Source organism: Gordonia sp. LUNF6 (assembly GCF_047041125.1).
Taxonomy (GTDB): domain Bacteria; phylum Actinomycetota; class Actinomycetes; order Mycobacteriales; family Mycobacteriaceae; genus Gordonia; species Gordonia sihwensis.
Window position 1 is genome coordinate 2464941 of sequence record NZ_CP178181.1, and the last position, 21780, is coordinate 2486720.

The window sequence follows — 21780 nt, forward strand, 5'->3', positions numbered from 1 at the left end:
ATGACAGAGCCGATCCAGCCGCTCGGGCTCACGTCCATCCGTGACGAGCCCCGTTCCCTCTGCTCGACGAACCGTCGACCGGGCTCGATGTCGCCGCGCATGAACAGTGCCGAGACAGACGTGCGCAGGTGCCCGCGCCGGCCTACCCGATGAGATCGAGCGCCAGGTCTCGCGCTCGGTCGAGTTGCTCCTCGCTTCCGAAGAGTTCGCGGTGGACGTTCGCCGCACACAGGTAGGCGTCGATGCGGAACGCGTCCCCGGCCGGGTCAGCGACCCCCGCCTCTCGCAACTCGGACTCCAGCAGATCGAGCCACTCACGCTTCAACGCACGCACCGCGTCCGCTACGTCACCCTCACGGCGCCCGTACTCGGCCGTACTCGCGACGATGAAGCAGCCGCCGGGGAAGACCGCTGCCCGCAGGTAGGCGACCCAGCAGTCCAACAATGCCCGCAACCGCGGCCTGCCCGGCTCATGTCCCCATGCCGGAGCCACAACCGCCTCCAGATAGATCGCGCGCGCCTCGGCGACAGCAGCCACCTGGATCGCCTCCCTGGTACCGAACACCGTCAGGATCCCGCTCTTACTCAACCCGGTCGCCGCCGCGAGCGACCCGACGCTGATCGAGTCGAGCCCATGGGTGGTGGCGATCTCCGCCGCCTTCCGCGCGACGGTGCGACGCGTGAGATCTCCACGCGCACGGCGCCCGTCGACCTTCGAGTCCGACGTCATGGTCCGAGAATATGCGACCGACTTGACGCGAACCATCGGCGCTACCTACGCTCCACAACAACACGTCCGATCGAACGTATAGTTTGGAGACCCTCCGTGCCCGTCCCCTCCGCAGAGCTCCTGCACGACACCATCGACATCGACGCCACCCCGGAACAGGTCTGGGAACTGATCAGCGACCTGCGCCGCATGCCGCAGTGGAGTCCCCAGGTCGACTCCGTGCGGCTGCGCGAAGGCTTCGACCGGATCGAGCTCGGTGCCGAGTTCACACATCTCAACCATGAAGGCGACCTCAAGTGGACAACCCACAGCACGATCGTGCGGTTCGAGCCTGAGCAGGAGATCGCCTTCCGGATCGAGGAGAACTGGGTCGTCTGGTCGTTCCAGACCACTCCCCTGCCCAAGGGCCAGACGCGCCTGAGCCAGCGGCGCGAGACACCGGCCGGCATCTCCGACTACTCACGGGAACTCACCGAGAAGTACCTCGGCGGACAGCAAGCCTTCACTCAGGTCTTGCGCGCCGGAATGCGTCAGACGCTCGAGGCGATCAAGGCCGCCGCCGAACAGTCCGACCGCACCACCTGATCCGAGGCCACCGGCAAGTCGGTTCCCCAGCCTTGTCGCGTCCGATTGTTCGCGCGTGTGCCCGACTGAACGGGTCGTGACCGGTCCCGCGACACCAGCGCTGTTTCTGTGCCTTCCGGCGCGCTCTGCGCGCAACCACCGCCGTCCGCGGTGCTACAACTTACTGCGAGTCCGCCGGTCCCGATCGGCGTCTCCTTCCGGCGCCCTCCCGGCCCCCCGACACCGCAGCGGCTCGCGTCGCTCACGGAAGTGAAAAGAACTCGTATGAAGATCCGTTCCCTGGCAGGTCTGTTCGCCGGCCTGCTCACCCTGACGGCCGCTGCGACCGGTACGACGGTCATGGCCGCGTCCGCGTCCGCCACGGCTCCCTCCCACATCGTGTCGGTGGCCGACGGTGCCACCCCGCAGCACAAAGTGGTCACCGTCTACTCGCAGTCGATGCAGCGCGACATCCCGCTCGACGTCCTGCGGCCCGCCGACACCCGCAAGCCGGCTCCGGTGCTGTACCTGCTCAACGGCGCCGGCGGCGGCGAGGACTCCGCGAGCTGGGCCCTGCGCACCAACTACGTCGAGTTCTTCCGCACCAAGCACGTCAACGTGGTGACCCCGCTCAAGGGCATGTTCTCCTACTACACCGACTGGGAGCGCGACGACGAGGTCCTCGGCAAGCAGAAGTGGCAGACCTTCCTGACGAAGGAGCTTCCTCCCCTGCTCGACAAGAGGTTCAAGACCAGCGGAAAGAACGGCATCGCGGGCATCTCGATGGCGGGCACATCGGTACTGAACCTCGCCATCGCCGCGTCGGCGCTGTACAAGATCACTGCCTCGTACAGCGGCTGCGCTCGCACCAGCGACAAGGTCGGCCAGCAGTACATCCGCACGGTGGTGGAGAGCCGAGGCAAGGCCGACACCCGCAATATGTGGGGACCGTACGACGGCCCCGGCTGGCGCAAGAACGATCCGTACCTCAACGCCGAGAAGCTCCGCGGCACCCAGATCTATCTCTCCTCCAACTCCGGGCTCCCCGGGCAGGACGAGTCGATCGAGCCCGGAAGCACCGCGGCGCAGGGCGTCTCGCTGGCCGACCGGGTGGTTCTCGGCGGCGCCATCGAAGCCGCCACCAACGTCTGCACCCAACAGATGGCGCAACGCCTGGCGCAGCTGAAGATCCCCGCCCGCGTGGAACTGCATCCGCAGGGCACCCACTCGTGGGGCTACTGGGAGCGCGAACTGCACTCGTCCTGGCCGATGATCGCCAAGGCCATCGGAGCCTGACCGGAACCGGGCACCACACGTGCGGGCGGCGGCTCGGAGTCCTGTCGGGGGACTCCGAGCCGCCGCTCTGCGTGAGGTGTGCCACCGACGTTTTCGTGCCACGTCCGGGCCCAGGAACCTATCAGTCCGGGCTGCTAGTGTCGTCGCCCATGAAGCGCAAGTCTCTCCTCCTGGTCCCCGCGGCGGCGGCCCTGCTGGCCGTGGCCGGATGCTCCTCCGACGACACCGCGGGCAGCGCGCAGACCAGCCTCGACGTGACCACGCCCAGTCCGACAATGGACGGCGGGATGTGCCCGGAGGCCGATCCGCCGGCCGACACCAGACCGCAGTGGCAGGTGATGGGTGCGACGGGCAGCGCGGAGATCGCCGCCTCCACCGATACCGCCGGGCCGCTCATCAAGATCACCCCGCCGTTCAGCGTCGATGAGACCCAGGTCAAGACACTGGCACCGGGAACCGGCGACGAGATCACGGACGCCTCCATCGTCAACGTCTGCTACGAGGGCGTCGACGGCCGCGACGGCCAGACCTTCGACAGCTCCTACCAGAAGGGCACGCCCACCCGCCTGCACGCCGACGGCGTGGTTCCGGGTTTCCGCAAAGCGCTCGTCGGACAGCGCGTCGGCGCCTCGGTGGCAGTGGTGATGACCTCCGCCGACGGATACCCCGACGGCAGTCCCGACGGAACCATCAAGCCCGGAGACAGCATCGTGTTCGTCCTCAAGATCATGGCTGCGGAACCGGCCTCGGCGACCGACGGATAGGCTGATCGACCATGAAGCTCAAGGCACTGGTCCTCCTTCCCCTCGCCGCCTCCGCGCTCGCCCTGACCGCGTGCTCGTCCGACGACGGCGACAGCTCGGCCGCCGACACCACGAGCTGCGCGCCGACGCCGCAGAACGTCTCCGGAGCGCCCTCGTGGACCGTCGACGGCGTGCAGGGCAAGGCCGCTTTCACCGTCACCGACGACGCGAAGAACGCTGCGCCGGCGATCACCCTGACCACACCGTTCAAGGTCGACAAGACTCAGGTGAAGACGCTCATCGCGGGAAATGGCTCCGAGGTGACCGACGCGACCACCGTCTCCGTCTGCTACGAGGGGGTCAACGGCACCACGGGTCAGGTCTTCGACAGCGCTTACCAGCGAGGCGAGCCGGCCCAGTTCCCGGCCTCCGGCGTGGTTCCCGGCTTCCGTCAGGCCCTCGTCGGCCAGAAGGTCGGCTCCACCGTCGGCGTGGTGATCCCCTCCGCCGACGGCTATCCCGACGGCAATCCGGGCGCTTCCATCAACAAGGGCGACACCATCGTCTTCGGGCTCAAGATCCTGGAGGCACAGGGCTGAACCGGCCTCGGTCGGCTCATCCGCGCAGGCGTCTGCGCAGCACCTTGCCGGTGGCCGTCTTCGGCAGGGCAGGGAGCACGGTGATGCTGCGGGGACGTTTGTACGCCGCGAGCTGAGCCGCCGCGAACTCCTCGATGTCGGTGACGGTGGCGGTGGCCCCGGATTCGAAGGCGATGAAGGCGCTGACCACTTCGCCTCGTGTGTCGTCGGGCACTCCGACGACGGCGGCCTCGGCGATCGCCGGATGGCGGTAGAGCACCTCCTCCACCTCGCGCGGCCAGACCTTGTAGCCGGCGGTGGTGATCATGTCCTTACGCCGGTCGATCAGGAACACCCACCCGTCCGTATCGCGGAAGCCGATGTCGCCGGTCCGCAGCGCGCCGTCGCCCGGGCCGCCGACGATCGAACCGTCCTGCCAGTACCCGGGGCTCACCTGCGGTCCGGCGATCTCCACCTCGCCGATGACACCTGGGGCGACCGGCTCGCCGGAGTCATCGAGGATTCGGCAGCGCGTGGCCGCGACCGGCATCCCGATCGACAGTGCGCCGGACTCGCGGTCGATCGGCCCGAGCCGCCCCACGGGCGTCGCTATCGCGGGCGAGGTGGTCTCGGTGAGCCCGTAGACGATGCTGAGCTCGGTGCCCGTGCGTTCGGCCACCCGTGCGGCGGTGTCCGCCGACACCGGCGCACCGCCGGTCGCGAGCCATTTCACGGACCGGAAGTCGTCGGGACCGTCGGCTTCCTCGGCGAGCGCGACGATCGCACTGATGACGCCGATCACGAATGCCGGCCGATGCTCGCGCAGCGCGCGCACCAGCACCGGCGGATCGAACCGGTGCGCGAGGATCAGCGGCGCCCCCACACGCAGCGCGAGCGCCACGTGGCCGACGATTCCGGTGACGTGGAACAGCGGAGTGATCCCGAGGATCTCGTCATCGGAGCCGATCGTCGTCCACCGGCGGAACAGCTCTGCGCCCGCGGTGAGGTTGCCGTGGGTCACCACGGCGGCCTTCGGCACTCCGGTGGTGCCCGACGTGTACAGCAGCAGAGCGGGGTCGTCGCGGCCCGGATCGGCGCCGCGTACCGGGCCGGACCACGGCAGCGCGGGCAGCGATCCCGGCGCCGGGTCGGTCTTCGCCGCCCAGTCGCCGATCGAGGTCAGCACCACCGTCCGCACATCGGTGTCGCCGTCGGCGATCACCGCTTGCGCACCCGCGGCGTACAACTCGTCGAGACACACGAGCGCCCGCGCACCGGTGTCGACCAACGCGAACGCCGTCTCCCGCCGGGTGTTCATCGGGTTGAGCGGTACCGCGATCCCGCCGGCCTTCCACGCGGCGACGAGGGCGATGACGAATGCGGGGCTGTTCTGCGTGAGGATCGCCAGCCGGTCGCCCGAGGAGAATCCCTGTCCGATCAAGTGGTGCGCGAGCGCATCCGAATGCCTGTCGACGTCGCGCATCGTGAGCACGCCGTCGAAGTAGCGGATCAGCGGACGGCCGGAGCCGGCGGCGACCGCCTCGTGGAACATCGTGAGCCCGGATGTCGGCCTCGGCAGGTCGGATCCGTCGTCGATCATCAGTTCGCGCCCTCATTCGTCGCTGGTTGCCCGCACCCGCGATTGTAAGCGGCGGCAACCGGGACAAGGTCGCTTTCGCGGCCCGGTCGCGCCCCGGAACCGTTGCGGCCTATTACCGTTGACCCCATGCCCGATCCATGCGCCCGCGCGCAGCTGATGATCCGGCCGGCTCGCGAGCTCGCCGGGATCTCGATGCGAGAGCTCGCCCGTCGCGTGGGAGTCAGCGTCGGGACGATGAGCGGGATCGAGACCGGCAAGACCGCGGCCTCACCGGAACGGCTCGCGGCCATCGCCGCCGAACTCGACACGACGATCACCGCGCTCACCGAGCTCCAGTCACCACAGCCGGCCGACGCGGCCAAGGAGTTCGACTGGCGCGACTATCCCGACCGCGAGATCGACCCCGCCCTCGCCGCGGCCATCGGTTGCTTCGTGGAGACCGGATATCACGGCGCGACCATGAGGACCGTCGCGGCCGCGGCCGGACTCAGCGCAGCCGGCGTGTATCACCACTATCCGAGCAAGCAGTCGTTGCTCACCGCCGTCTTCGACCTCGCGTACACCGAGCTCGCGGCACACGTCGAGGCCGCCGCGGACGTCGACGACCGGGTGCTCGCACTCGGCAACGTCTGCGAGGCGGTCGCGCTGTTCGCCGCGGTTCGGCGCGACGTGATGCGGATCGTCGTGACCGACCGTGCCAACCTCGACCCCGCGGACCGGCCGCGAATAGAGGCGGTGTCGGGGCGGCTGCTCGAGGTGGTCCGCGCGCAGTTGCCCGACGGCGACGACGAGGACTCCACGGCGACCGCGCGCGCCGTCCTCGACCTCTGCACCGGCGTCTGCCGGCTGGAGCGCATCGACGATCCCGCCGACATCGCGGTCCGCTACCGCCGTTTCGGTCTCCGTCTCGCGGGACTAGACGGCGTCGGGTCCCGGCCGGGCTGAGCCGGTCGGGACCCGACCGCCGACAGGCGCGGGGCGACGCCGTTCAGGCGCGCGCGGCCGCCTGGTCGCGCAGCGTGCGGCGCAACACCTTGCCGGTCGCGGTCTTCGGCAGTTCGTCGAGGATCTCCACCGATCTCGGGTACTTGTAGGCCGCCATCTGCGACTTGCAGAACTCGACGATCTCCTCGCCGGTGGCGGCCTTGCCCGGTTGCAGGGAGACGAAGGCCTTCACCGTCTCCCCCCGGTACTCGTCGGGCACGCCGACCACCGCTGCCTCGGCGACGGCCGGATGACCGTACAAGACGTCTTCCACTTCACGGGGCCACACCTTGTAACCGGATGCGTTGATCATGTCCTTCTTGCGATCGACCAGGTAGAACCAGCCGTCGGAGTCCATGAAGCCGACGTCGCCGGTGCGCAGTTCACCGCCGGGAATCGACTCGGCGGTGGCGTCCGGACGGTTCCAGTATCCCGGCACCACCTGGGGCCCCGAGGTCGCGAACTCGCCGATCGCACCCACCGGCAGGTCTTCACCGTCGTCGTCGACGACCCGGACCACGGTGTTGAACACCGGCACCCCGACCGACAGGGCCCCGGACTCGCCGTCCACCGGCGCCCGCACTCCGAAGGGCACCGCATGCGACGGTGAGTTGGTCTCCGTGAGGCCGTAGATGTTGTGGATGTACGCACCGAACACCGATTCGAGACGATCGGCCACCGCGGGCGCGATCGGCGCGCCGCCCGAGTACAGGGCCCGCAGCGAGTCGAAGTCACCCGGCCGCGCGCCGCCGGAGTCGGCGAGGGCGATGTAGGCGGTGATCGCACCGACGGTGAACGTCGGACGGTGTTCGCGCACGGCGTCCACCATCACCGCGGGCGCGAACCGGTGCGTGAGGACCAGCGGAATCCGGAGCAGCGGAGCGAGCATCACGTGGCCCACGAGACCGGTGATGTGGAACAGCGGCGCGACGCCGAGCACCACGTCCTCACCGGTGAGCCCGATCCAGTCCCGGTAGGTCTGCGCATTGAACGCCAGGTTGCCGTGAGTATTCAACGCACCCTTGGGTTTTCCAGTGGTACCGGACGTGTAGGTCAAGACCGCCAGATCGTCCGCAGACGGCGCCGTCGGCGTCACGGGAGTGCCGTCGTGCTCGGCGATGATCGCCGACAGGGCACGGGTGCCGACCGGCACGTCGGCGCTCTGGTCGCCGAGCACCCGGTCGTCGTCGCGCGACTGACCGTCGAGCGCCGACACCGAGATCACCGTGCGGACGGCGGTCGTGCCGCCCGCGATGACCTCCGCGGCCACCTCGTCGTACAGAGTGTTCAGCGTCAGCAGCGCCGTCGCCCCCGAATCCTCGAGGAGGTAGGCGAGTTCTCGCTGTCGATTCATCGGGTTGACGGCCACGGCGGATCCGCCGGCCTTCCACGCCGCGAGGAGTCCGATCACGAACGCCGGGTTGTTCTGCACGTAGACCGCCAAGCGATCCCCGGCCGTGAAGCCGTCGGCGCGCAGTGCACCGGCGAGCGCGTCCGCGGCCGCGTCGAGTTCGCCGTAGGTCAGCACTCCGTCGAAGTACTTGATCGCCGGAGCGTCAGGAGCGTGGGCGGCGGCGCTCATGAAGATCTGGAGTGCGGACGCGTTCTCCGCGGTGATGTCCGTCGGCGTACCGGCCCGATACCGCGCGAGCCAGGGACGGTCGGTGTACGCGCTCACTTGATCGCCACCGGGTTCACCGGGGCACCGGTGGCGCGGTGGATCTTGAGCGGGGCCGCGACGTAGAACGACGTGTAACGACCGTCCGCCGCGGAGTCCTCGGCGAGTCGCTCCAAGTCGCAGATCTCGGTGAACGCGATACCGAGATTGCGCATCAGCGCGTTGTGCAGCACCAGCGCGACTCCGCTGTCGGGGTCGAAGGTCACCTCGTTGGCGATGGTGTCGGTGACCAGGTTCGGGATCTCCATCTCCTGGAACCACTCGACGAGCTCCGGCGAGTACACCAGTCCCGACTCGCAGAAGTCCTCGTAGAAGGCGTCTCCCTTCTCGAAGAACAACTGCAGGTGGTTGGTCCGGATCATGAGGATGTCGCGCTCGGCGATCGGCGTGCCCTGCGCTTCGGCGCAGGCGATCAGATCCTCGTGCGTGAACGTCTCCCCCGGGTCGAGATAGTCCTTCCCGCGGAATCGGGCCATGTCTAGCAGATTCGCCCGCCCCGCGACACCGCGCTGGGCGATCGGCTCCACGCTCGCCTTGTCGAGGCCACCGATGGTGGTGCGGGCGTCGAAGCCGTTCCAGATCTTGCCGTCGTACCAGACGTGGCCGAGCGCGTCGTATTGCGTGGACCCCTGCAGGAATGCGTTCAGCTTGTCGTCGGCGTAGTGCAATCCGCCCGGGAACGCCGGCCCGTCGCCGCCCTCGTCCCAGTGCGACTCGTCCAAGATCATCTCGCGGGTGGCCGGACTGCGGCCCGGCCACACCGGATCGCCGGCGGGGTCTCCGATGAGCCGCTGCAGCGTGAACAGTTCGCCCTTCCGGATCTCCGACGCCCCCGCGAGAACCTGGTCCGGGGTCAGGTAGTTCAACGATCCGACCTCGTCGTCGGGGCCCCACTTGCCCCAGTTGGACGGTGCGTCGGCCAGCAGATCGGTAAGGTCGGGAGCATCGGTCATGGGAGTCACACCTTCCAGAATTGAACACTCACTACCGAGCGTTCGGTTTGTTCAGGTGTGACTACACTCACCCCTCTTCTTCCAGATGTCAAGGCTTCGCCGCGGAATCGCGTGAAAGCCGACGTCAGCGATCCCGTCGCGACGGAGCGAACGGTGTGATGAACTCCGGGGCCCCACCGGTTCGGCGCAGCAGCGGCGAGCCGAAGAACGGCGCCACCAGCCGGCAGGGCACCACGCGCACGTCGCGGCCCTCGAGAGCGTTGACGACCATCGCCGCGGCGCGCGGCGAGCCGCAGATGCCCAGGTGGTCGGAGAAGTCCTTGCCGCACCCGTCCTGCAGGACGATGTTGGTGACGTCGTGACCGGGTCCGCCCTCCACCTGCCCCGAGGTGTACGGGCGCACCAGTTCGTCGTGAACCGTGGAGATGTTGGTGTACGCGGTCCCGCGCACGTACGGACTGCCGCCGGAGTTCAGGCGGCGCAGGAACGTCGACCCCTGCATCATCTGCGGCAAGGCATGACATGGGATCACCGCGCTCGGATCGATCCCCAGCCGGCGCTCGAGTTGCGCGGCCACGGGGCGTGCGCGGGCGAAAGTCGAGGTCCCCTGCCACAAGGGGGCGAGGGAGACGTATCGTCGGATCCGGTCCTCCCCGCCCAGGAACTTGGCCCAGTACGCCGGGACGAGCGTGCCCTGCGAATGCCCCACCACGTCGATGCGGTCGGTTCCCGTCGATGCCATCACCTTCTCGGCGAATCGGCCGAACTCGGCGGCGCTGTCCTCGATCCGGCGCATGCCGCCGAGCGCGGAGATGGGCCACCTGGCGCCCTCCGTGGCTCCGTAGGTGAGCGTGAACACCGAGAATCCCGCACCCACCAGGAGCGGAACGTACGTGCCCCAGTTGGTCTGCGCACCGCCCGCCGTGCCGTGCACGAGGATCACCGGAACCGGATGCTCCGGATCACACGGAACGTCCCACCGATTCGCGCCCGGCAGCGATCCGCCGGGATGCGCCAGTTCGGGACCGATTCCGGAGAAGAAGTCGTAGACCACCCGGTTGGACGCGCGCTGCCGTTCGCTGCCGACCTCCACGAGCAGGTCGAGAGGCAGAGCCTGCGCGAGCGTCTGCGCCGCACGCAACGCCGGCGCGGCCGCCTTCTGGCCGGCGCGGATACCCGCGGTGATCGCATCGGCGACCGGTCGGCCCCACGCTCGGTGCAGAATGCTCACGTCTCGCAGCACGCCTCTCGTCCGGCCGCGACTCCGTGGGCCGGGTCGATCAGCTCTCGAATACCTCCACCACGACGGCCTTCGCTCGCCGCGTCACCCGCATGTAGTGCTCCAGGAACTCCTGCGCCTCGTCCTGCGGCCATCCCGCAGCGTACGCGACCGATCGCAGAGCGCGCCCCGGCCCCGGCAGTTGATCGACCGGCTTGCCGCGCACCAGCACGAGCGCGTTGCGCGCCTTGGTCGCGGTCAGCCAGGCGTCCGCCAGCATGTCCACCTGGTCCTCGGTGAGCAGCTCCAGCTCCCGGATCGCCTCGAGTGTCTCGAGCGTGGACGTGTTGTGCAGTTGCGGGTACTTGTGCGCGTAGCGCAACTGCATCAACTGCACCGTCCACTCGACGTCGGCGAGCCCGCCGCGGCCGAGTTTGGTGTGAGTGGCCGGATCGGCGCCGCGCGGCAGTCGTTCGGAGTCGACGCGGGCCTTGATGCGCCGGATCTCCCGAACAGCCTCCGCGGACACCCCGCCCTCGGGGTACCGCGTCACGTCGATCATGTGGAGGAAGCGCAGCCCCAGGTCGGAATCGCCGGCCACCGAGTGGGCGCGCAACAGCGCCTGCACCTCCCACGGCTGGGCCCATTGGCGGTAGTAGGCCTCGTACGATCCGAGGGTCCGGACGATTGGCCCGTTCTTCCCCTCGGGCCGCAGACCGACGTCCACCTCGAGCGGCGGATCGGCGCTCGGCGTCCCCAGCAGACTGCGGACCTGGTCGGCCACCGTCTGCGCCCAGCGCAGCGCCTCCGATTCGTCGACGCCGTCGGCCGGCTCGCACACGAACAGCACGTCGGCGTCCGACCCGTAGCCGAGTTCGCCACCGCCGAGCCTGCCCATCCCGATGACGGCGATCCGGGCCGGCGCCCGCGCCCCGCGGTCCAGCGTCGACGCGATCACCTTGTCGAGCGCCGCGCCGAGCACCGCCGCCCAGACGGTCGACAGCGCCCGGCACACCTCCTGCACCGACATCAGCCCGAGCAGATCGGCCGAGGCGATCCGCGCGAGTTCGGCGCGTCGATGCGACCGCGCCACGGCGATCGCCCGGTCGAGGTCGGTGGCCCGCATGGTGGAGGCGACCAGACCTTTCACCACGTCGGCCGAATCGACCTCGGTGAGCTTGGGTCCGGTCGCCCCCGTCGAATACAGCTGGATCACGTCGGGCGAGCGCATCAGCAGGTCGGCGATGTACTCGCTGGTGCCGAGAACGTGCATCAGCCGTTCGGCGACCACCGCGTCGTCGCGCAGCAGGCGCAGGAACCAGTCGACGCCCACCACCTCGTCGCACAGCCTGCGGTAGTTCAGCAGGCCGGCGTCGGGATCGGGGGTGTCGCTGATGTGCTCGAGCAGACTCGGCAGGATCAGCATCTGGATCTGGCCGCTGCGCCCCGGCTCCGATCCGAGCACCCGGATATGCGCGAGCGCGCGATCGGGGAACGCCCAGCCCAGCACGGCGAGCTGACGCTTGGCCGACTCGTCCGACAGCCGCAGCGCCCCCTTGTCGAGTCGGGCGACCGACTCCAGCAGCGGACGGTAGAAGAGCTTCTCATGCAGCTGCCGGACCCGGGTCCGCTGTTTGCGCAGCTCGCGGCCGAGGACCTGGGTCGCGTCCTTGTCGCCCTCGGGCCGCACGTGCGCCGCCCGCGCCAACCACCGCATGGCCGCGGTGTCGTCGGGATCGGGCAGCAGATGAGTGCGCTGCAGGCGCTGCAGTTGCAGGCGATGCTCCAGCATCCGCAGGAACTGGTACGACGCCGAGAAGTTCGCGCCGTCGTCACGCCCGATGTACCCGCCGTCGGTGAGCGCGGCGAGAGCGTCGACGGTCGACTGGACGTGCAATTCCGGATCCACGCGGCCGTGAACCATCTGGAGCAGCTGCACCGCGAACTCCACATCGCGCAGTCCGCCGCGCCCGAGCTTGAGATTGCGAGCCTTCTCCTCCGGTGGCACCAGTGCCTCGACCCGGCGGCGCATCGCCTGCACCTCCGGTACGAAGTCGTCTCGTTCGGACGCGTCCCAGACCATCGGCGAAGTGGCATCGATGTAGGCGGCGCCGAGCTTCATCGATCCCGTCATCGGGCGGGCCTTCAGCAACGCCTGGAACTCCCAGGTCTTGGCCCACCGACGGTAGTACGCCACATGCGATTCCAGCGTCCGCGTGAGGGCGCCGCGCTTTCCCTCCGGCCGCAGTCCCGCATCGACGTCGAAGAACGCCGACGAGCCGATGCGCATCATCTCCCCCGCGATGCGCGCCGACACCGAGTCCGCCGGCTCGGCGACGAAGACCACGTCGACATCGCTGACGTAGTTCAGTTCGCGCGCCCCGCATTTGCCCATCGCGATCACCGCGAGATCGATCTCGAGGGGATCCTCGTCGAGCACCGTCGCGATCGCCACCGCCAGGGCCGCGGTCAGTGCGGCGTCGGCGAGATCGGAGAGGCGTGCCCCCACCTCGGGCAGATACAGGACGGGCTCGTCTTCGACCGTCGCCGCCAGATCGTGTGCCGCCAGGACGAGTAACTGGTCCCGGTAGGCGCAGCGCAGCGCGGCCACCGCGTCCGGACCGGTGACCCCGGCGCGGTACAGGAGATCTCCGCGTTCGTCCGCGCCCGGCTCGGGGGTCGCGGCCACCGCGCTCAGCAGCGACTCGCGGACCGCGATCTCGTCCGGCAGCTCGTCGAGAAGCAGCCGCCACGTGCCGGGCTCGGCGACCACGTGGTCGCCCAGCGCGTCCGACCCGCCGAGCACGGAGAGCAGACGCCCCCGGAAATGCTTGTTCCGGGCCATCAGCCGGCTGATCTCCGGCCAGGCGTCGGGGTCGGCGTCGCGGAGCCGGATCAGCGCGGCGAGGGCTAGATCGGCGTCGGCCGCCCGCGAGAGCGACCACAACAGGTCGATGTGCTCCGGTTCGGTCCAGCCGAGTGAGGCCAGACGCGCGCGCGCCTCGGGCTGCAGCAGACCGAGGCGGCCGGGGCTGGGGACGGTGGAACGGCCACGGGAAACAGTCACACGTGCCTCCCTTACAGCGGCAGGTAGTTCTCGAGCTCGTACGGCGTCACCCGGCCGCGGTACGCGTTCCACTCCGCGCGCTTGTTGCGCAGGAAGTAGTCGAAGACATGCTCACCCAGCGTCTCGGCCACCAGTTCCGACTTCTCCATCTCGACGAGCGCATCGGCGAGTGAGCCCGGGAGCTCGCGGTAGCCCATCGCGCGACGTTCGGCCTCGGTGAGCGCCCAGACGTTGTCCTCGGCCTCGTCCGGCAGCTCGTACTCGTTCTCGATCCCCTTCATGCCCGCGGCCAGGAGCACCGCGAACGTCAGGTAGGGATTGCACGCGGAGTCGGGTGTCCGGATCTCCACGCGGCGCGACGACGCCTTGTTCGGTGTGTAGAGCGGCAGCCGGATCATCGCCGAGCGGTTGGCGCCGCCCCATGTGGCGGCGGTGGGGGCCTCGTCGCCGTAGATGAGGCGCTTGTAGCTGTTCACCCACTGGTTGGTGACGGCGCTGATCTCACCGGAATGCTTCAGAATCCCCGCGATGAACTGCTTGCCGACCGTCGACAGCTGCATCGGGTCGTCGGGATTGTGGAAGGCGTTGGTGTCGCCCTCGAACAGACTCATATGCGTGTGCATCGCCGAGCCCGGGTACTCGCTGAAGGGCTTGGGCATGAAAGTGGCGCGGACCCCGTCGCTGAAGGCCACCTGCTTCACCAGGTAGCGGAAGGTCATGACGTTGTCGGCCATTGACAGTGCATCGGCGTAACGCAGGTCGATCTCCTGCTGCCCCGGCGCGCCCTCGTGATGCGAGAACTCCACCGAGATGCCCATCGCCTCCAGCGCGTCGATCGCGTGGCGGCGGAAGTTCGGTGCCAGGGCATGGAACGCCTGATCGAAGTAGCCGCCGCGGTCGGCCGGAATCGGCGGCGTGCCGTCGATCGGCTTGTCCTTCAACAGGAAGAACTCGATCTCCGGATGGACGTAGCAGGTGAACCCCTGATCGGCCGCACGGTTGAGCTGCCTGCGCAGCACGTTGCGAGGGTCGGCCCAGGACGGCGAACCGTCGGGCATCGTGATGTCGCAGAAGATGCGCGCCGAGTACAGGTCGCCCTCGTCGCGCCACGGCAGGATCTGGAAGGTCGACGGGTCGGGCTTGGCCACCATGTCGGCTTCGGACACGCGAGAGAAGCCTTCGATCGCCGACCCGTCGAAACCGATGCCCTCGGCGAACGCGCCTTCCAGTTCGGCCGGCGCGATCGCCACCGATTTCAGATAGCCGAGGATGTCGGTGAACCACAGTCGGACGAAGCGGATGTCCCGCTCTTCGAGGGTGCGCAGCACGAATTCCTGTTGGCGGTCCATACCCGAACCTTAGAGGGCCGCGGTTACGCGCGTGTTACACACGCGCGTAACCGCGCCCGCGCGCCAGGGCTTGTCACGACGGGCCCGCCGTGTGACCAATCCCACCGAACCGCGGGTTCTCCCCTCCTCGGCCCGGTGGAACAATCGAGGGCGTCCACACCAACCCGGGTACCCGCACGAGCGGGACTCGAGGCAGAAATGAGGCAGATCATGTCGGATGCACCCGTCTACGGCTCCACTCCGGACACCGGCACGCAGGCACCTCGCCGCGCGACCCGCGTCCACCATCTCGCGCAGTGGAAGGCCGAGGGTCACAAGTGGCCCATGCTGACCGTGTACGACTACTCCACCGCCCGCATCTTCGACGAGGCCGAGATCCCGGTCCTGCTCGTCGGCGACTCGGCCGCCAACGTCGTCTACGGCTACGACACCACCATCCCGATCTCGATCGACGAGTTGATTCCGCTGGTCCGCGCGGTCGTCCGCGGAGCACCGCACGCCCTCGTCGTCGCAGACCTGCCGTTCGGCACCTACGAGGCCGGTCCCCAGCAGGCGCTCGAGACCGCCGTGCGCTTCTTCAAGGAGGGCGGCGCGCACGCGGTCAAGCTCGAGGGAGGCGAGCGCGTCGCACCGCAGATCGCGGCGCTCACGGCTGCGGGCATCCCGGTCATGGGCCATGTCGGGTTCACCCCGCAGAGCGTCAACGGACTCGGCGGATTCCGCGTTCAGGGGCGCGGCGACGCCGCCGATCAGTTGGTCGCCGACGCCATCGCGGTGCAGGAGGCGGGCGCGTTCTCGGTCGTCATGGAGATGGTCCCGGCCGACGTCGCCGGGCAGATCACCCGCAAGCTGACCATCCCGACCGTCGGTATCGGCGCGGGCAATGAGACCGACGCCCAGGTGCTGGTCTGGCAGGACATGGCCGGATACACGCACGGCAAGACCGCCAAGTTCGTGAAGCGCTACGCCGCGGTCGGCGACCAGCTCCGCGAGGCCGCCCGCACCTACGCCGCCGAGGTCGCCACCGCCGCCTTCCCCGGCCCGGAGCACTCGTACTGATCCGAGCCGCGGTCACATCAGCCAGCGCCGATCACCGGTCTCGCACGGGCATGAGCGCCGTCGGCGCGTGACTTAGGCTGAGGGTATGCGCACCCTGTACCCACCGATCGAGGCCTACGAATCCGGACATCTGAACGTCGGTGACGGACAAGAGATCTATTGGGAGACTTCGGGTGACCCCGAAGGCAAGCCCGTCGTCTTCGTCCACGGCGGGCCGGGCGGAGGAACGGCGCCCAGACAGCGCCGGTTCTTCGATCCGGCCCGCTACCGGATCGTCCTGTTCGATCAGCGCGGCTGCGGACAGTCGCGGCCGCACATCGCCGACGGCGGCGACCTCTCGGTCAACACCACCGACCATCTGATCGCCGACATGGAGGCGCTGCGCGTCCATCTGGGTATCGACGCCTGGCAGGTCTTCGGAGGCTCGTGGGGATCGACCCTCGGCCTGGCCTACGCCCAGGCCCATCCCGAGCGCGTCACCGAACTGGTGCTGCGCGGGATCTTCCTGCTGCGCCGCAGCGAGATCGACTGGTACTACAACGGCGGCGCGGCGAACATCTTCCCCGATCTCTGGGAGACCTACCTCGATCCGATCCCGGAGGATCAGCGCGGCGGCGATCTGGTGGAGGCGTACCACCGGATTCTCACCGGCGCCGACCGCGAACGGGCACAGCGGGCCGCGACTGCATGGAGCACGTGGGAGAACAAGACGAGTTATCTTCTGCCACAAGATAACTCGGATCAGACTGATCGATTCGACCTGGCCTTCGCCACCATCGAGAACCACTACTTCATGAACCGCGGATTCCTCGCGGATGGACAACTGCTGGCGAACATCGACCGCATCGCGCACATCCCGGCGGTCATCGTCCAGGGCCGTTACGATGTGGTCTGCCCGATGCGCAGCGCCTGGGATCTGCACCGCGCCTGGCCCGCCGCGCAGTTGGAGATCGTCGACGACGCCGGTCACGCATCGTTCGAGCCGGGCATCGTCCACCATCTCGTCGAGGCAACCGACAGTTTCTCCCGCAGCAGGAGCGTATGACATGAGCCCCTCCGATTCGATCGAGATCGAGCTGAAGTTCGACGTCGACGCCGGACTCCCCGCCCCCGACCTCACCGGTCTCGTCGACGGCGGCACCGTCGGCGAGCCCACCACCTACCTGCTCGAGGCGACCTACTTCGACACCGCCGACACCGCGCTCGCCAGGAACCGGATCACCCTGCGTCGCCGGACCGGCGGCACCGATGCGGGCTGGCATCTGAAGCGACCGTCGTCCGTGCCCGGCGGACGCAAGGAGACCGCGGTCGGCTTCGACGAGGCCGGCGACGCCCAGGTGCCAGCGCACCTGCGCGAGCAGGTGCTGACCATCGTCCGGTCGGCGCCGCTGGTGCCGGTCGCGACGATCACCACCGACCGGACCGTCACACGCGTCCTCGACGCCGACGGCCGCTCGCTCGCCGAGTTCTGCGAGGATCTGGTCTCGGCCGAGTCCCTGCTGCCCGGCGGCTCCGTACACCGCTGGGCCGAGTGGGAGTTCGAGCTCACCGGCGGCGATGCGAAACTGCTCAAGCGGGCCAAGGGCGTCCTCCGCTCAGCGGGCGCGCGTGAGGCGTCGAGCGTCTCCAAACTGGCGCGGGCCATCGGCAGCCGGCCGCACGACGACCTCGTCCGGGCACTCCCGAAGAAAGCGACTGCGCTCGGCCTGGTGCAGTACGACCTCGCGGCACACCGCGACGCCCTCGTCGCCTGGGACCCTATCGCGCGGGAGAACGGCGAAGACGCGGTCCATCAGATGCGAGTGGCGGCACGAAAGATCCGGTCGATTCTCGCGTCGTACCCGGGCGTCATCGCACCCGAGGCCGCGGCACCGGTGGCCGAGGAATTGCGCCTGCTCGGCGAAGTTCTCGGCGACGCACGCGATCGCGAGGTCCGTCTCGCCGCCAACGCCCAGTTGCTGCACCGCGAGCAGGCGCCCGACGATCTGGTCCGGGCACTGATCGACGACGAGCGGCTCCACCACGAGCGCGCACTCAAGTCGATGCGTTTCGCACTCACGACGCCCCGCTATCTCCGACTGCTCGACGATCTCGACGCGTTGATCGAGGCGCCCATCCCGGGCCCCGCGGCCGCCCGGGACGCCCGCGACGTGGCCGCCGACGCCATCGGCCGCGCCTACTCACGGATGGTCTCGGCCGAGAAGCGGCTCAAGAAGTACAGCCCCTGGTCCGCGGAGTGGGTGGAGCAGTTGCACACGATCCGCAAGCGCGCCAAGGCGGTCCGGTACACCGCCGAGTCGGCCGATCCGCTCGGCAAGCGCGCCTTCCACCGGGCCGGCAAGGAGGCCAAGCGCGTGCAGAACCACCTCGGCGTCTTTCACGACACGGTGGTCAATCGGCGGCACCTGGCCGGGGTCGCGGCGAATCCGGATCTGAGCCGCGAAGCCCTGTTCGTCCTGGGCCGGCTCGACGCGCACGAGGAAGCCCGGGGACGTCGCGCGGTGAAGAAGTACCGCCGCACGAGGTGATCGCGCGGACTCACACCGCGCGGAAGGACACCTCCGGCACCGCCGGATCGGCCGTGACCACCTCCACCGTGCAGGGAGTCCCCGCCGCGGGTGCGTTCTCGCAGCGGGCGACGATCGCCGGGGATTCGATGAAGATCTCCGGCGGCCGCCGGCCGTCGGCTCCGCGCATCACGACGGCGTCGAACCGACGGCCGACCTGGTCGGACAGCACGACTGCCTCGGTGAGGTCGATACTCTTGCGCTCGGCGGTCGCGGCCACCGAGTCCGAGCCGCTCATGGTCTTCGGCAGTTCCGGCAGCACTTCGCGCACCCACGTCGGCACCTCCGCCCCCGCCGTGACGGCCAGCGCGACCTCGGTGGCGTATCGGTCGCCCAGACGACGCAGGGGTGCGGTCACGTGTGCGTAGAGTCCGCCGACCCCGGCGTGCTCGCGGCGCTCCGCGGGCAGTGCCGAGGACTCACCGGCGAGGGACAGGTAGCCGGCGCCGCGCATCAGTCGCGCCCCGACCGTCATCAGCGCGAGGGTGGTCGGCGCATCGGGTTCGAGCGTCGCGAGGAACTCTCCCGGAGAGAGTCCGTCGCGCCACTCGATCCCGAGGTGTGCGGCAGCCCGGCGCAGATCCTCCACCGCCTCCGTCGAGGCCGGCGGCAGGGTTCTGAGCAGACCGATCCCCGCGTCATTCTGGATCCGGCCCGCACACATCCCGATCAACAGCGACACCTGCGCATTCCATTGGTCGGCCGGCGTGCGCGGCGCCATCCGCAGCGTCCATGCTCGTCCGGGTTCGGTGTGGGGCACGATCTCCTGGTCGGGGAGGTCGAGTTGCACCGCACCGCGGGCGAGCGACCATGCCAGGCGCGTGCGGCCGAAGTCCGGCAGCGCCGCGATCGCCGGATGGAGCCGGTCTGCGGACAGGTCGGCCATCACCCCGGCGTAATCGAGGCGAGCCCGGGACCGGACGAGTGCCCGCGAGACCTCGACGCCCCGGCACTGGCCGTCGACCGCCACATCGGCCGTCCACAGAACGGCCGGTCGTCGTTGATCCGGCAAGAGCGAGCCGGCCCCCTCCGAGAGCGCCCGCGGATGCAGCGGAACGCTCCCGTCGGGGAAGTAGACGGTCTGTCCCCGCCGCCGGGTCTCCAGATCGAGGGCGCTGCCGGGCTCCACCAGTGCCGCGACGTCGGCGATCGCATAGTGGACCAGGAAGCCTCCGTCGTCGGCCCGGATCACCCGCAGCGCCTGATCGAGGTCCATCGATCCCGGTGGGTCGATCGTCACCAGCTCGAGGTCGGTGCGATCGACGCGCGCGTCCGCGAAGCGGTCCACGGCCGCGGCCGCCTGCTGCTGAGCCTCCGCGGAGAACTCGCCTGCGATCCCCATGTCACGGCGCAACTGAGCGAAATCGATTGCCGGCGCCCGCATTCTCCGCTGCATATCTGAACAGCATAGGAGCCGTGGCGGGCGGACGCCGGGCCCGCCTCGGGTCAGCCGGCCGGTGTCACGGTCACCTTGCCGCCGACGAACTTGATCGTGCCGTTGTCGTAAGTCTGTTCGAGACCGCCCTCGATCTTCGTCTCATCGCTGGTCGGGTAGCCCAAGCGGCCGTTCTCGTGGTTCAGCCGGCCCCACTCGTCGCCGATCTCGCCGTGCACGGCGTAGACCGCGCCGGTGGCCGGATTCTGGTACAGCGAGCCGTGTTCGAAGGTGATGAACGAACCGCCGGACTTGAGCTTCACGACGGGACCGAGCGGCTTGCCCAGGTAGCCGTCGGGTCCGCCGCGTTCGCCGTACGACTTCGCGATCGCCTCGTCGCCGATGGTGATCTGCTGACCGCCGACGGTGGTCAGCTCGGTGTCGGTGGTGATCGTCGTGGGTTTGGACGCCCCCGAATCCATCCCGTTCGGCTCCATCGCATCGGACGACGCGGTCGCACCGCTCGCGTTCGACATCGGGCTCGACATCGCCGCCGACGTGTTCGACGCCGAGTCGTCGTCGGACGAGCACGCGGTACCCAGCAGCCCGATGGCCCCGACGGCCACGACGACGGCGGCCACTTTCCTGGAATCGACATTCATGAACAGTCCCCTGCCTCGTTCGGTGCGTGTTGCCGCCCGCCGTCCTCCGCGGCGGTGCGTGGGCGAGATGCTATGTCGCGCCGTCCGCTTGCGCGGTGTTCGATGGCCGGATCACCGCGTATGAGTGATACGCGAGCCGGAATCGTGATGTGCGCTCGACCGAACCGTGAGAAAAGTGCGGTGCCCGCACCGCGCAGGCGGGCGAAGGAGAGAGCGAACGAGCCGGCGTGTAAGCCGGATCCTGTACCGGCCCGAGAGCCGGTGGCGACCATCCATCTGGACACACCGTCGCCGGGTGCCTCGAGCGGCCAACCCGCGAGCTCGGACGAGCAGTCCTCGGTCACTCGCGCACTCGCACACGCCGGCCGGCGGTGCGAGCTTCGGCCTTGCTCCGGGTGGGGTTTACCGAGCCGACACGGTCACCCGCATCGCTGGTGCGCTCTTACCGCACCGTTTCACCCTTACCCGCACGCCATGCGTGCGGGCGGTCTGTTCTCTGTGGCACTGTCCCGCGGGTCACCCCGGGTTGCCGTTAGCAACCACCCTGCTTCTGTGGAGTCCGGACTTTCCTCGACTCGGGCCTGCACGATCGCTCGTGCGGTTCCCTCGCCGCGGCCGCCCGGCCGACTCGTTCGCGAGATTCAGGATAGCCCGGCGGGCGGTCGGACACCGAATGCCGCGGGCTACTGCAGGTGTGCGGTGTCGTTCACGAGCCGGACCACCGATCCGCCATCGGGGAAGAACTCGACCACGGAGATCGACGCGAGGTCCAGATGCAGCCGGAAGAGCAGTTCCGGTCCCACCGTCAGCGCCTGTCGCAGCATCGATTTGATCGGCGTCACGTGTGAGACGGCGAGCACGGTCCGGCCGGGGAATCGGGCGACGATGTCCTCGCGGGTCGCGGCGATCCGCTCCTGCACCTGGGCGAAGCTCTCTCCGCCGGGCGGGGCGACGTCGGCGTCGGCGAGCCACCGGCCGTGCACCTCGGGGTCGCGGCGGGCGGCTTCGCCGAAGGTGAGTCCCTCCCACGCACCGAAATCCGTCTCGATCAGCCCGTCGCACACTTCCACCTCGGCGCCCAGCCGTTCCGCGGCGGCGGTCGCGGTATCCATCGCCCGCACCAGCGGAGAGGACAGCACCGCGTCGATTCGACCGAGGCCTCCCCCGCCGATCCGCTCGCCTGCCGCGGAGGCCTGTGCGCGGCCGAGGGCGGTCAGTTCGGGATTGCCGCGGCCGGAGTACCGACGGTCCACCGAGAGCGCCGTCTGGCCGTGCCGGAGCAGGACGATCCGGGTCGGCTCCTCCATCTGTCCCTGCCAGTTCGGCGACTTCCGCGGTCCGGTCCGGCGGTCGGCG

18 protein-coding genes and 1 other RNA gene are annotated in these 21780 nt (G+C 69.1%); 8 read left to right on the forward strand and 11 right to left on the reverse strand.

Annotation, left to right across the window (positions count from 1 at the left end):
• Positions 1-142: 142 nt before the first annotated feature.
• A complete protein-coding gene (locus ACK8HH_RS11525) occupies positions 143-730 on the reverse strand; it encodes a TetR/AcrR family transcriptional regulator (RefSeq protein ID WP_039866984.1) in 588 nt (195 codons plus the stop codon).
• A gap of 96 nt (positions 731-826) precedes the next feature.
• Between ACK8HH_RS11525 and ACK8HH_RS11530 the strand changes: the two genes are divergently transcribed.
• From ACK8HH_RS11530 to ACK8HH_RS11545, 4 genes are all read left to right on the forward strand, one after another.
• A complete protein-coding gene (locus tag ACK8HH_RS11530) occupies positions 827-1315 on the forward strand; it encodes an SRPBCC family protein (RefSeq protein WP_006895253.1) in 489 nt (162 codons plus the stop codon).
• Between the two features lie 264 nt (positions 1316-1579).
• Entirely contained in the window at positions 1580-2590 is a 1011-nt protein-coding gene (locus ACK8HH_RS11535; protein WP_412475187.1) for an alpha/beta hydrolase, read from the forward strand.
• A 149-nt stretch (positions 2591-2739) separates the two neighbouring features.
• Entirely contained in the window at positions 2740-3354 is a 615-nt protein-coding gene (locus ACK8HH_RS11540; RefSeq protein ID WP_039866935.1) for an FKBP-type peptidyl-prolyl cis-trans isomerase, read from the forward strand.
• An 11-nt stretch (positions 3355-3365) separates the two neighbouring features.
• Positions 3366-3932: an FKBP-type peptidyl-prolyl cis-trans isomerase gene (locus ACK8HH_RS11545; RefSeq protein WP_006895250.1), complete on the forward strand. Its 567-nt coding sequence runs from the start codon at positions 3366-3368 to the stop codon at positions 3930-3932.
• A 16-nt stretch (positions 3933-3948) separates the two neighbouring features.
• On the opposite strand, the gene ACK8HH_RS11550 is transcribed toward ACK8HH_RS11545, so the two are convergent.
• A complete protein-coding gene (locus ACK8HH_RS11550) occupies positions 3949-5511 on the reverse strand; it encodes an AMP-binding protein (RefSeq protein ID WP_062366648.1) in 1563 nt (520 codons plus the stop codon).
• 126 nt (positions 5512-5637) lie between these two features.
• On the opposite strand from ACK8HH_RS11550, the gene ACK8HH_RS11555 reads away from it, so the two are divergent.
• Positions 5638-6456: a TetR family transcriptional regulator gene (locus ACK8HH_RS11555; RefSeq protein ID WP_062366646.1), complete on the forward strand. Its 819-nt coding sequence runs from the start codon at positions 5638-5640 to the stop codon at positions 6454-6456.
• 43 nt (positions 6457-6499) lie between these two features.
• Here ACK8HH_RS11555 and ACK8HH_RS11560 read toward each other — a convergent pair whose 3' ends face one another.
• The 5 genes from ACK8HH_RS11560 to glnA all read right to left on the reverse strand — a co-directional run bounded on the left by ACK8HH_RS11560 (position 6500) and on the right by glnA (position 14761).
• The gene (locus ACK8HH_RS11560) at positions 6500-8173 is read right to left on the reverse strand and encodes an AMP-binding protein (RefSeq protein WP_006895247.1); all 1674 of its coding nucleotides are present in this window, start codon (positions 8171-8173) and stop codon (positions 6500-6502) included.
• The gene (locus ACK8HH_RS11565) at positions 8170-9126 is read right to left on the reverse strand and encodes a cyclase family protein (protein WP_006895246.1); all 957 of its coding nucleotides are present in this window, start codon (positions 9124-9126) and stop codon (positions 8170-8172) included. The genes ACK8HH_RS11560 and ACK8HH_RS11565 overlap by 4 nt, the downstream gene beginning before the upstream one ends.
• A 124-nt stretch (positions 9127-9250) precedes the next feature.
• Entirely contained in the window at positions 9251-10357 is a 1107-nt protein-coding gene (locus tag ACK8HH_RS11570; RefSeq protein WP_231875680.1) for an esterase/lipase family protein, read from the reverse strand.
• A 49-nt stretch (positions 10358-10406) separates the two neighbouring features.
• A complete protein-coding gene (locus ACK8HH_RS11575) occupies positions 10407-13412 on the reverse strand; it encodes a bifunctional [glutamine synthetase] adenylyltransferase/[glutamine synthetase]-adenylyl-L-tyrosine phosphorylase (protein ID WP_412475188.1) in 3006 nt (1001 codons plus the stop codon).
• An 11-nt stretch (positions 13413-13423) separates the two neighbouring features.
• Entirely contained in the window at positions 13424-14761 is a 1338-nt protein-coding gene (gene glnA, locus ACK8HH_RS11580; protein ID WP_006895243.1) for a type I glutamate--ammonia ligase, read from the reverse strand.
• A 210-nt stretch (positions 14762-14971) separates the two neighbouring features.
• Here glnA and panB point away from each other — a divergent pair, with 210 nt between their 5' ends.
• The 3 genes from panB (at position 14972) to ACK8HH_RS11595 (ending at position 18348) form a co-directional block, all read left to right on the forward strand.
• Positions 14972-15820, forward strand: coding sequence for a 3-methyl-2-oxobutanoate hydroxymethyltransferase (panB, locus tag ACK8HH_RS11585; RefSeq protein ID WP_006895242.1), 849 nt, complete (start codon positions 14972-14974; stop codon positions 15818-15820).
• Between the two features lie 85 nt (positions 15821-15905).
• Complete coding sequence (gene pip / locus ACK8HH_RS11590; RefSeq protein WP_006895241.1) at positions 15906-16865, forward strand: prolyl aminopeptidase; 960 nt, start codon at positions 15906-15908, stop codon at positions 16863-16865.
• Between the two features lies 1 nt (position 16866).
• A complete protein-coding gene (locus tag ACK8HH_RS11595) occupies positions 16867-18348 on the forward strand; it encodes a CYTH and CHAD domain-containing protein (RefSeq protein WP_222111670.1) in 1482 nt (493 codons plus the stop codon).
• A gap of 10 nt (positions 18349-18358) precedes the next feature.
• Here the strand turns inward: ACK8HH_RS11595 and ACK8HH_RS11600 are convergent, their stop codons facing one another.
• From ACK8HH_RS11600 to ACK8HH_RS11615, 4 genes are all read right to left on the reverse strand, one after another.
• Positions 18359-19783, reverse strand: a complete 1425-nt coding sequence (locus ACK8HH_RS11600; RefSeq protein ID WP_039866933.1) for an RNB domain-containing ribonuclease — start codon at positions 19781-19783, stop codon at positions 18359-18361.
• Between the two features lie 50 nt (positions 19784-19833).
• Positions 19834-20424, reverse strand: coding sequence for an LGFP repeat-containing protein (locus tag ACK8HH_RS11605; protein WP_006895238.1), 591 nt, complete (start codon positions 20422-20424; stop codon positions 19834-19836).
• Positions 20425-20638: 214 nt separating this feature from the next.
• An RNA gene (gene rnpB / locus ACK8HH_RS11610) (RNase P RNA component class A) lies at positions 20639-21055 on the reverse strand.
• Positions 21056-21107: 52 nt separating this feature from the next.
• Positions 21108-21731, reverse strand: coding sequence for a histidine phosphatase family protein (locus ACK8HH_RS11615; protein WP_045538702.1), 624 nt, complete (start codon positions 21729-21731; stop codon positions 21108-21110).
• Positions 21732-21780 lie beyond the last annotated feature (49 nt).

Coding starts and splice junctions, on each gene's coding strand:
- ACK8HH_RS11525 (WP_039866984.1), bottom strand. CDS start 730: ATGACGTCGGACTCGAAGGTCGACGGGCGCCGTGCGCGTGGAGATCTC.
- ACK8HH_RS11535 (WP_412475187.1), top strand. CDS start 1,580: ATGAAGATCCGTTCCCTGGCAGGTCTGTTCGCCGGCCTGCTCACCCTG.
- ACK8HH_RS11540 (WP_039866935.1), top strand. CDS start 2,740: ATGAAGCGCAAGTCTCTCCTCCTGGTCCCCGCGGCGGCGGCCCTGCTG.
- ACK8HH_RS11545 (WP_006895250.1), top strand. CDS start 3,366: ATGAAGCTCAAGGCACTGGTCCTCCTTCCCCTCGCCGCCTCCGCGCTC.
- ACK8HH_RS11550 (WP_062366648.1), bottom strand. CDS start 5,511: ATGATCGACGACGGATCCGACCTGCCGAGGCCGACATCCGGGCTCACG.
- ACK8HH_RS11555 (WP_062366646.1), top strand. CDS start 5,638: ATGCCCGATCCATGCGCCCGCGCGCAGCTGATGATCCGGCCGGCTCGC.
- ACK8HH_RS11565 (WP_006895246.1), bottom strand. CDS start 9,126: ATGACCGATGCTCCCGACCTTACCGATCTGCTGGCCGACGCACCGTCC.
- glnA (WP_006895243.1), bottom strand. CDS start 14,761: ATGGACCGCCAACAGGAATTCGTGCTGCGCACCCTCGAAGAGCGGGAC.
- panB (WP_006895242.1), top strand. CDS start 14,972: ATGTCGGATGCACCCGTCTACGGCTCCACTCCGGACACCGGCACGCAG.
- pip (WP_006895241.1), top strand. CDS start 15,906: ATGCGCACCCTGTACCCACCGATCGAGGCCTACGAATCCGGACATCTG.
- ACK8HH_RS11595 (WP_222111670.1), top strand. CDS start 16,867: ATGAGCCCCTCCGATTCGATCGAGATCGAGCTGAAGTTCGACGTCGAC.
- ACK8HH_RS11600 (WP_039866933.1), bottom strand. CDS start 19,783: ATGCAGCGGAGAATGCGGGCGCCGGCAATCGATTTCGCTCAGTTGCGC.
- ACK8HH_RS11605 (WP_006895238.1), bottom strand. CDS start 20,424: ATGAATGTCGATTCCAGGAAAGTGGCCGCCGTCGTCGTGGCCGTCGGG.
- ACK8HH_RS11615 (WP_045538702.1), bottom strand. CDS start 21,731: ATGGAGGAGCCGACCCGGATCGTCCTGCTCCGGCACGGCCAGACGGCG.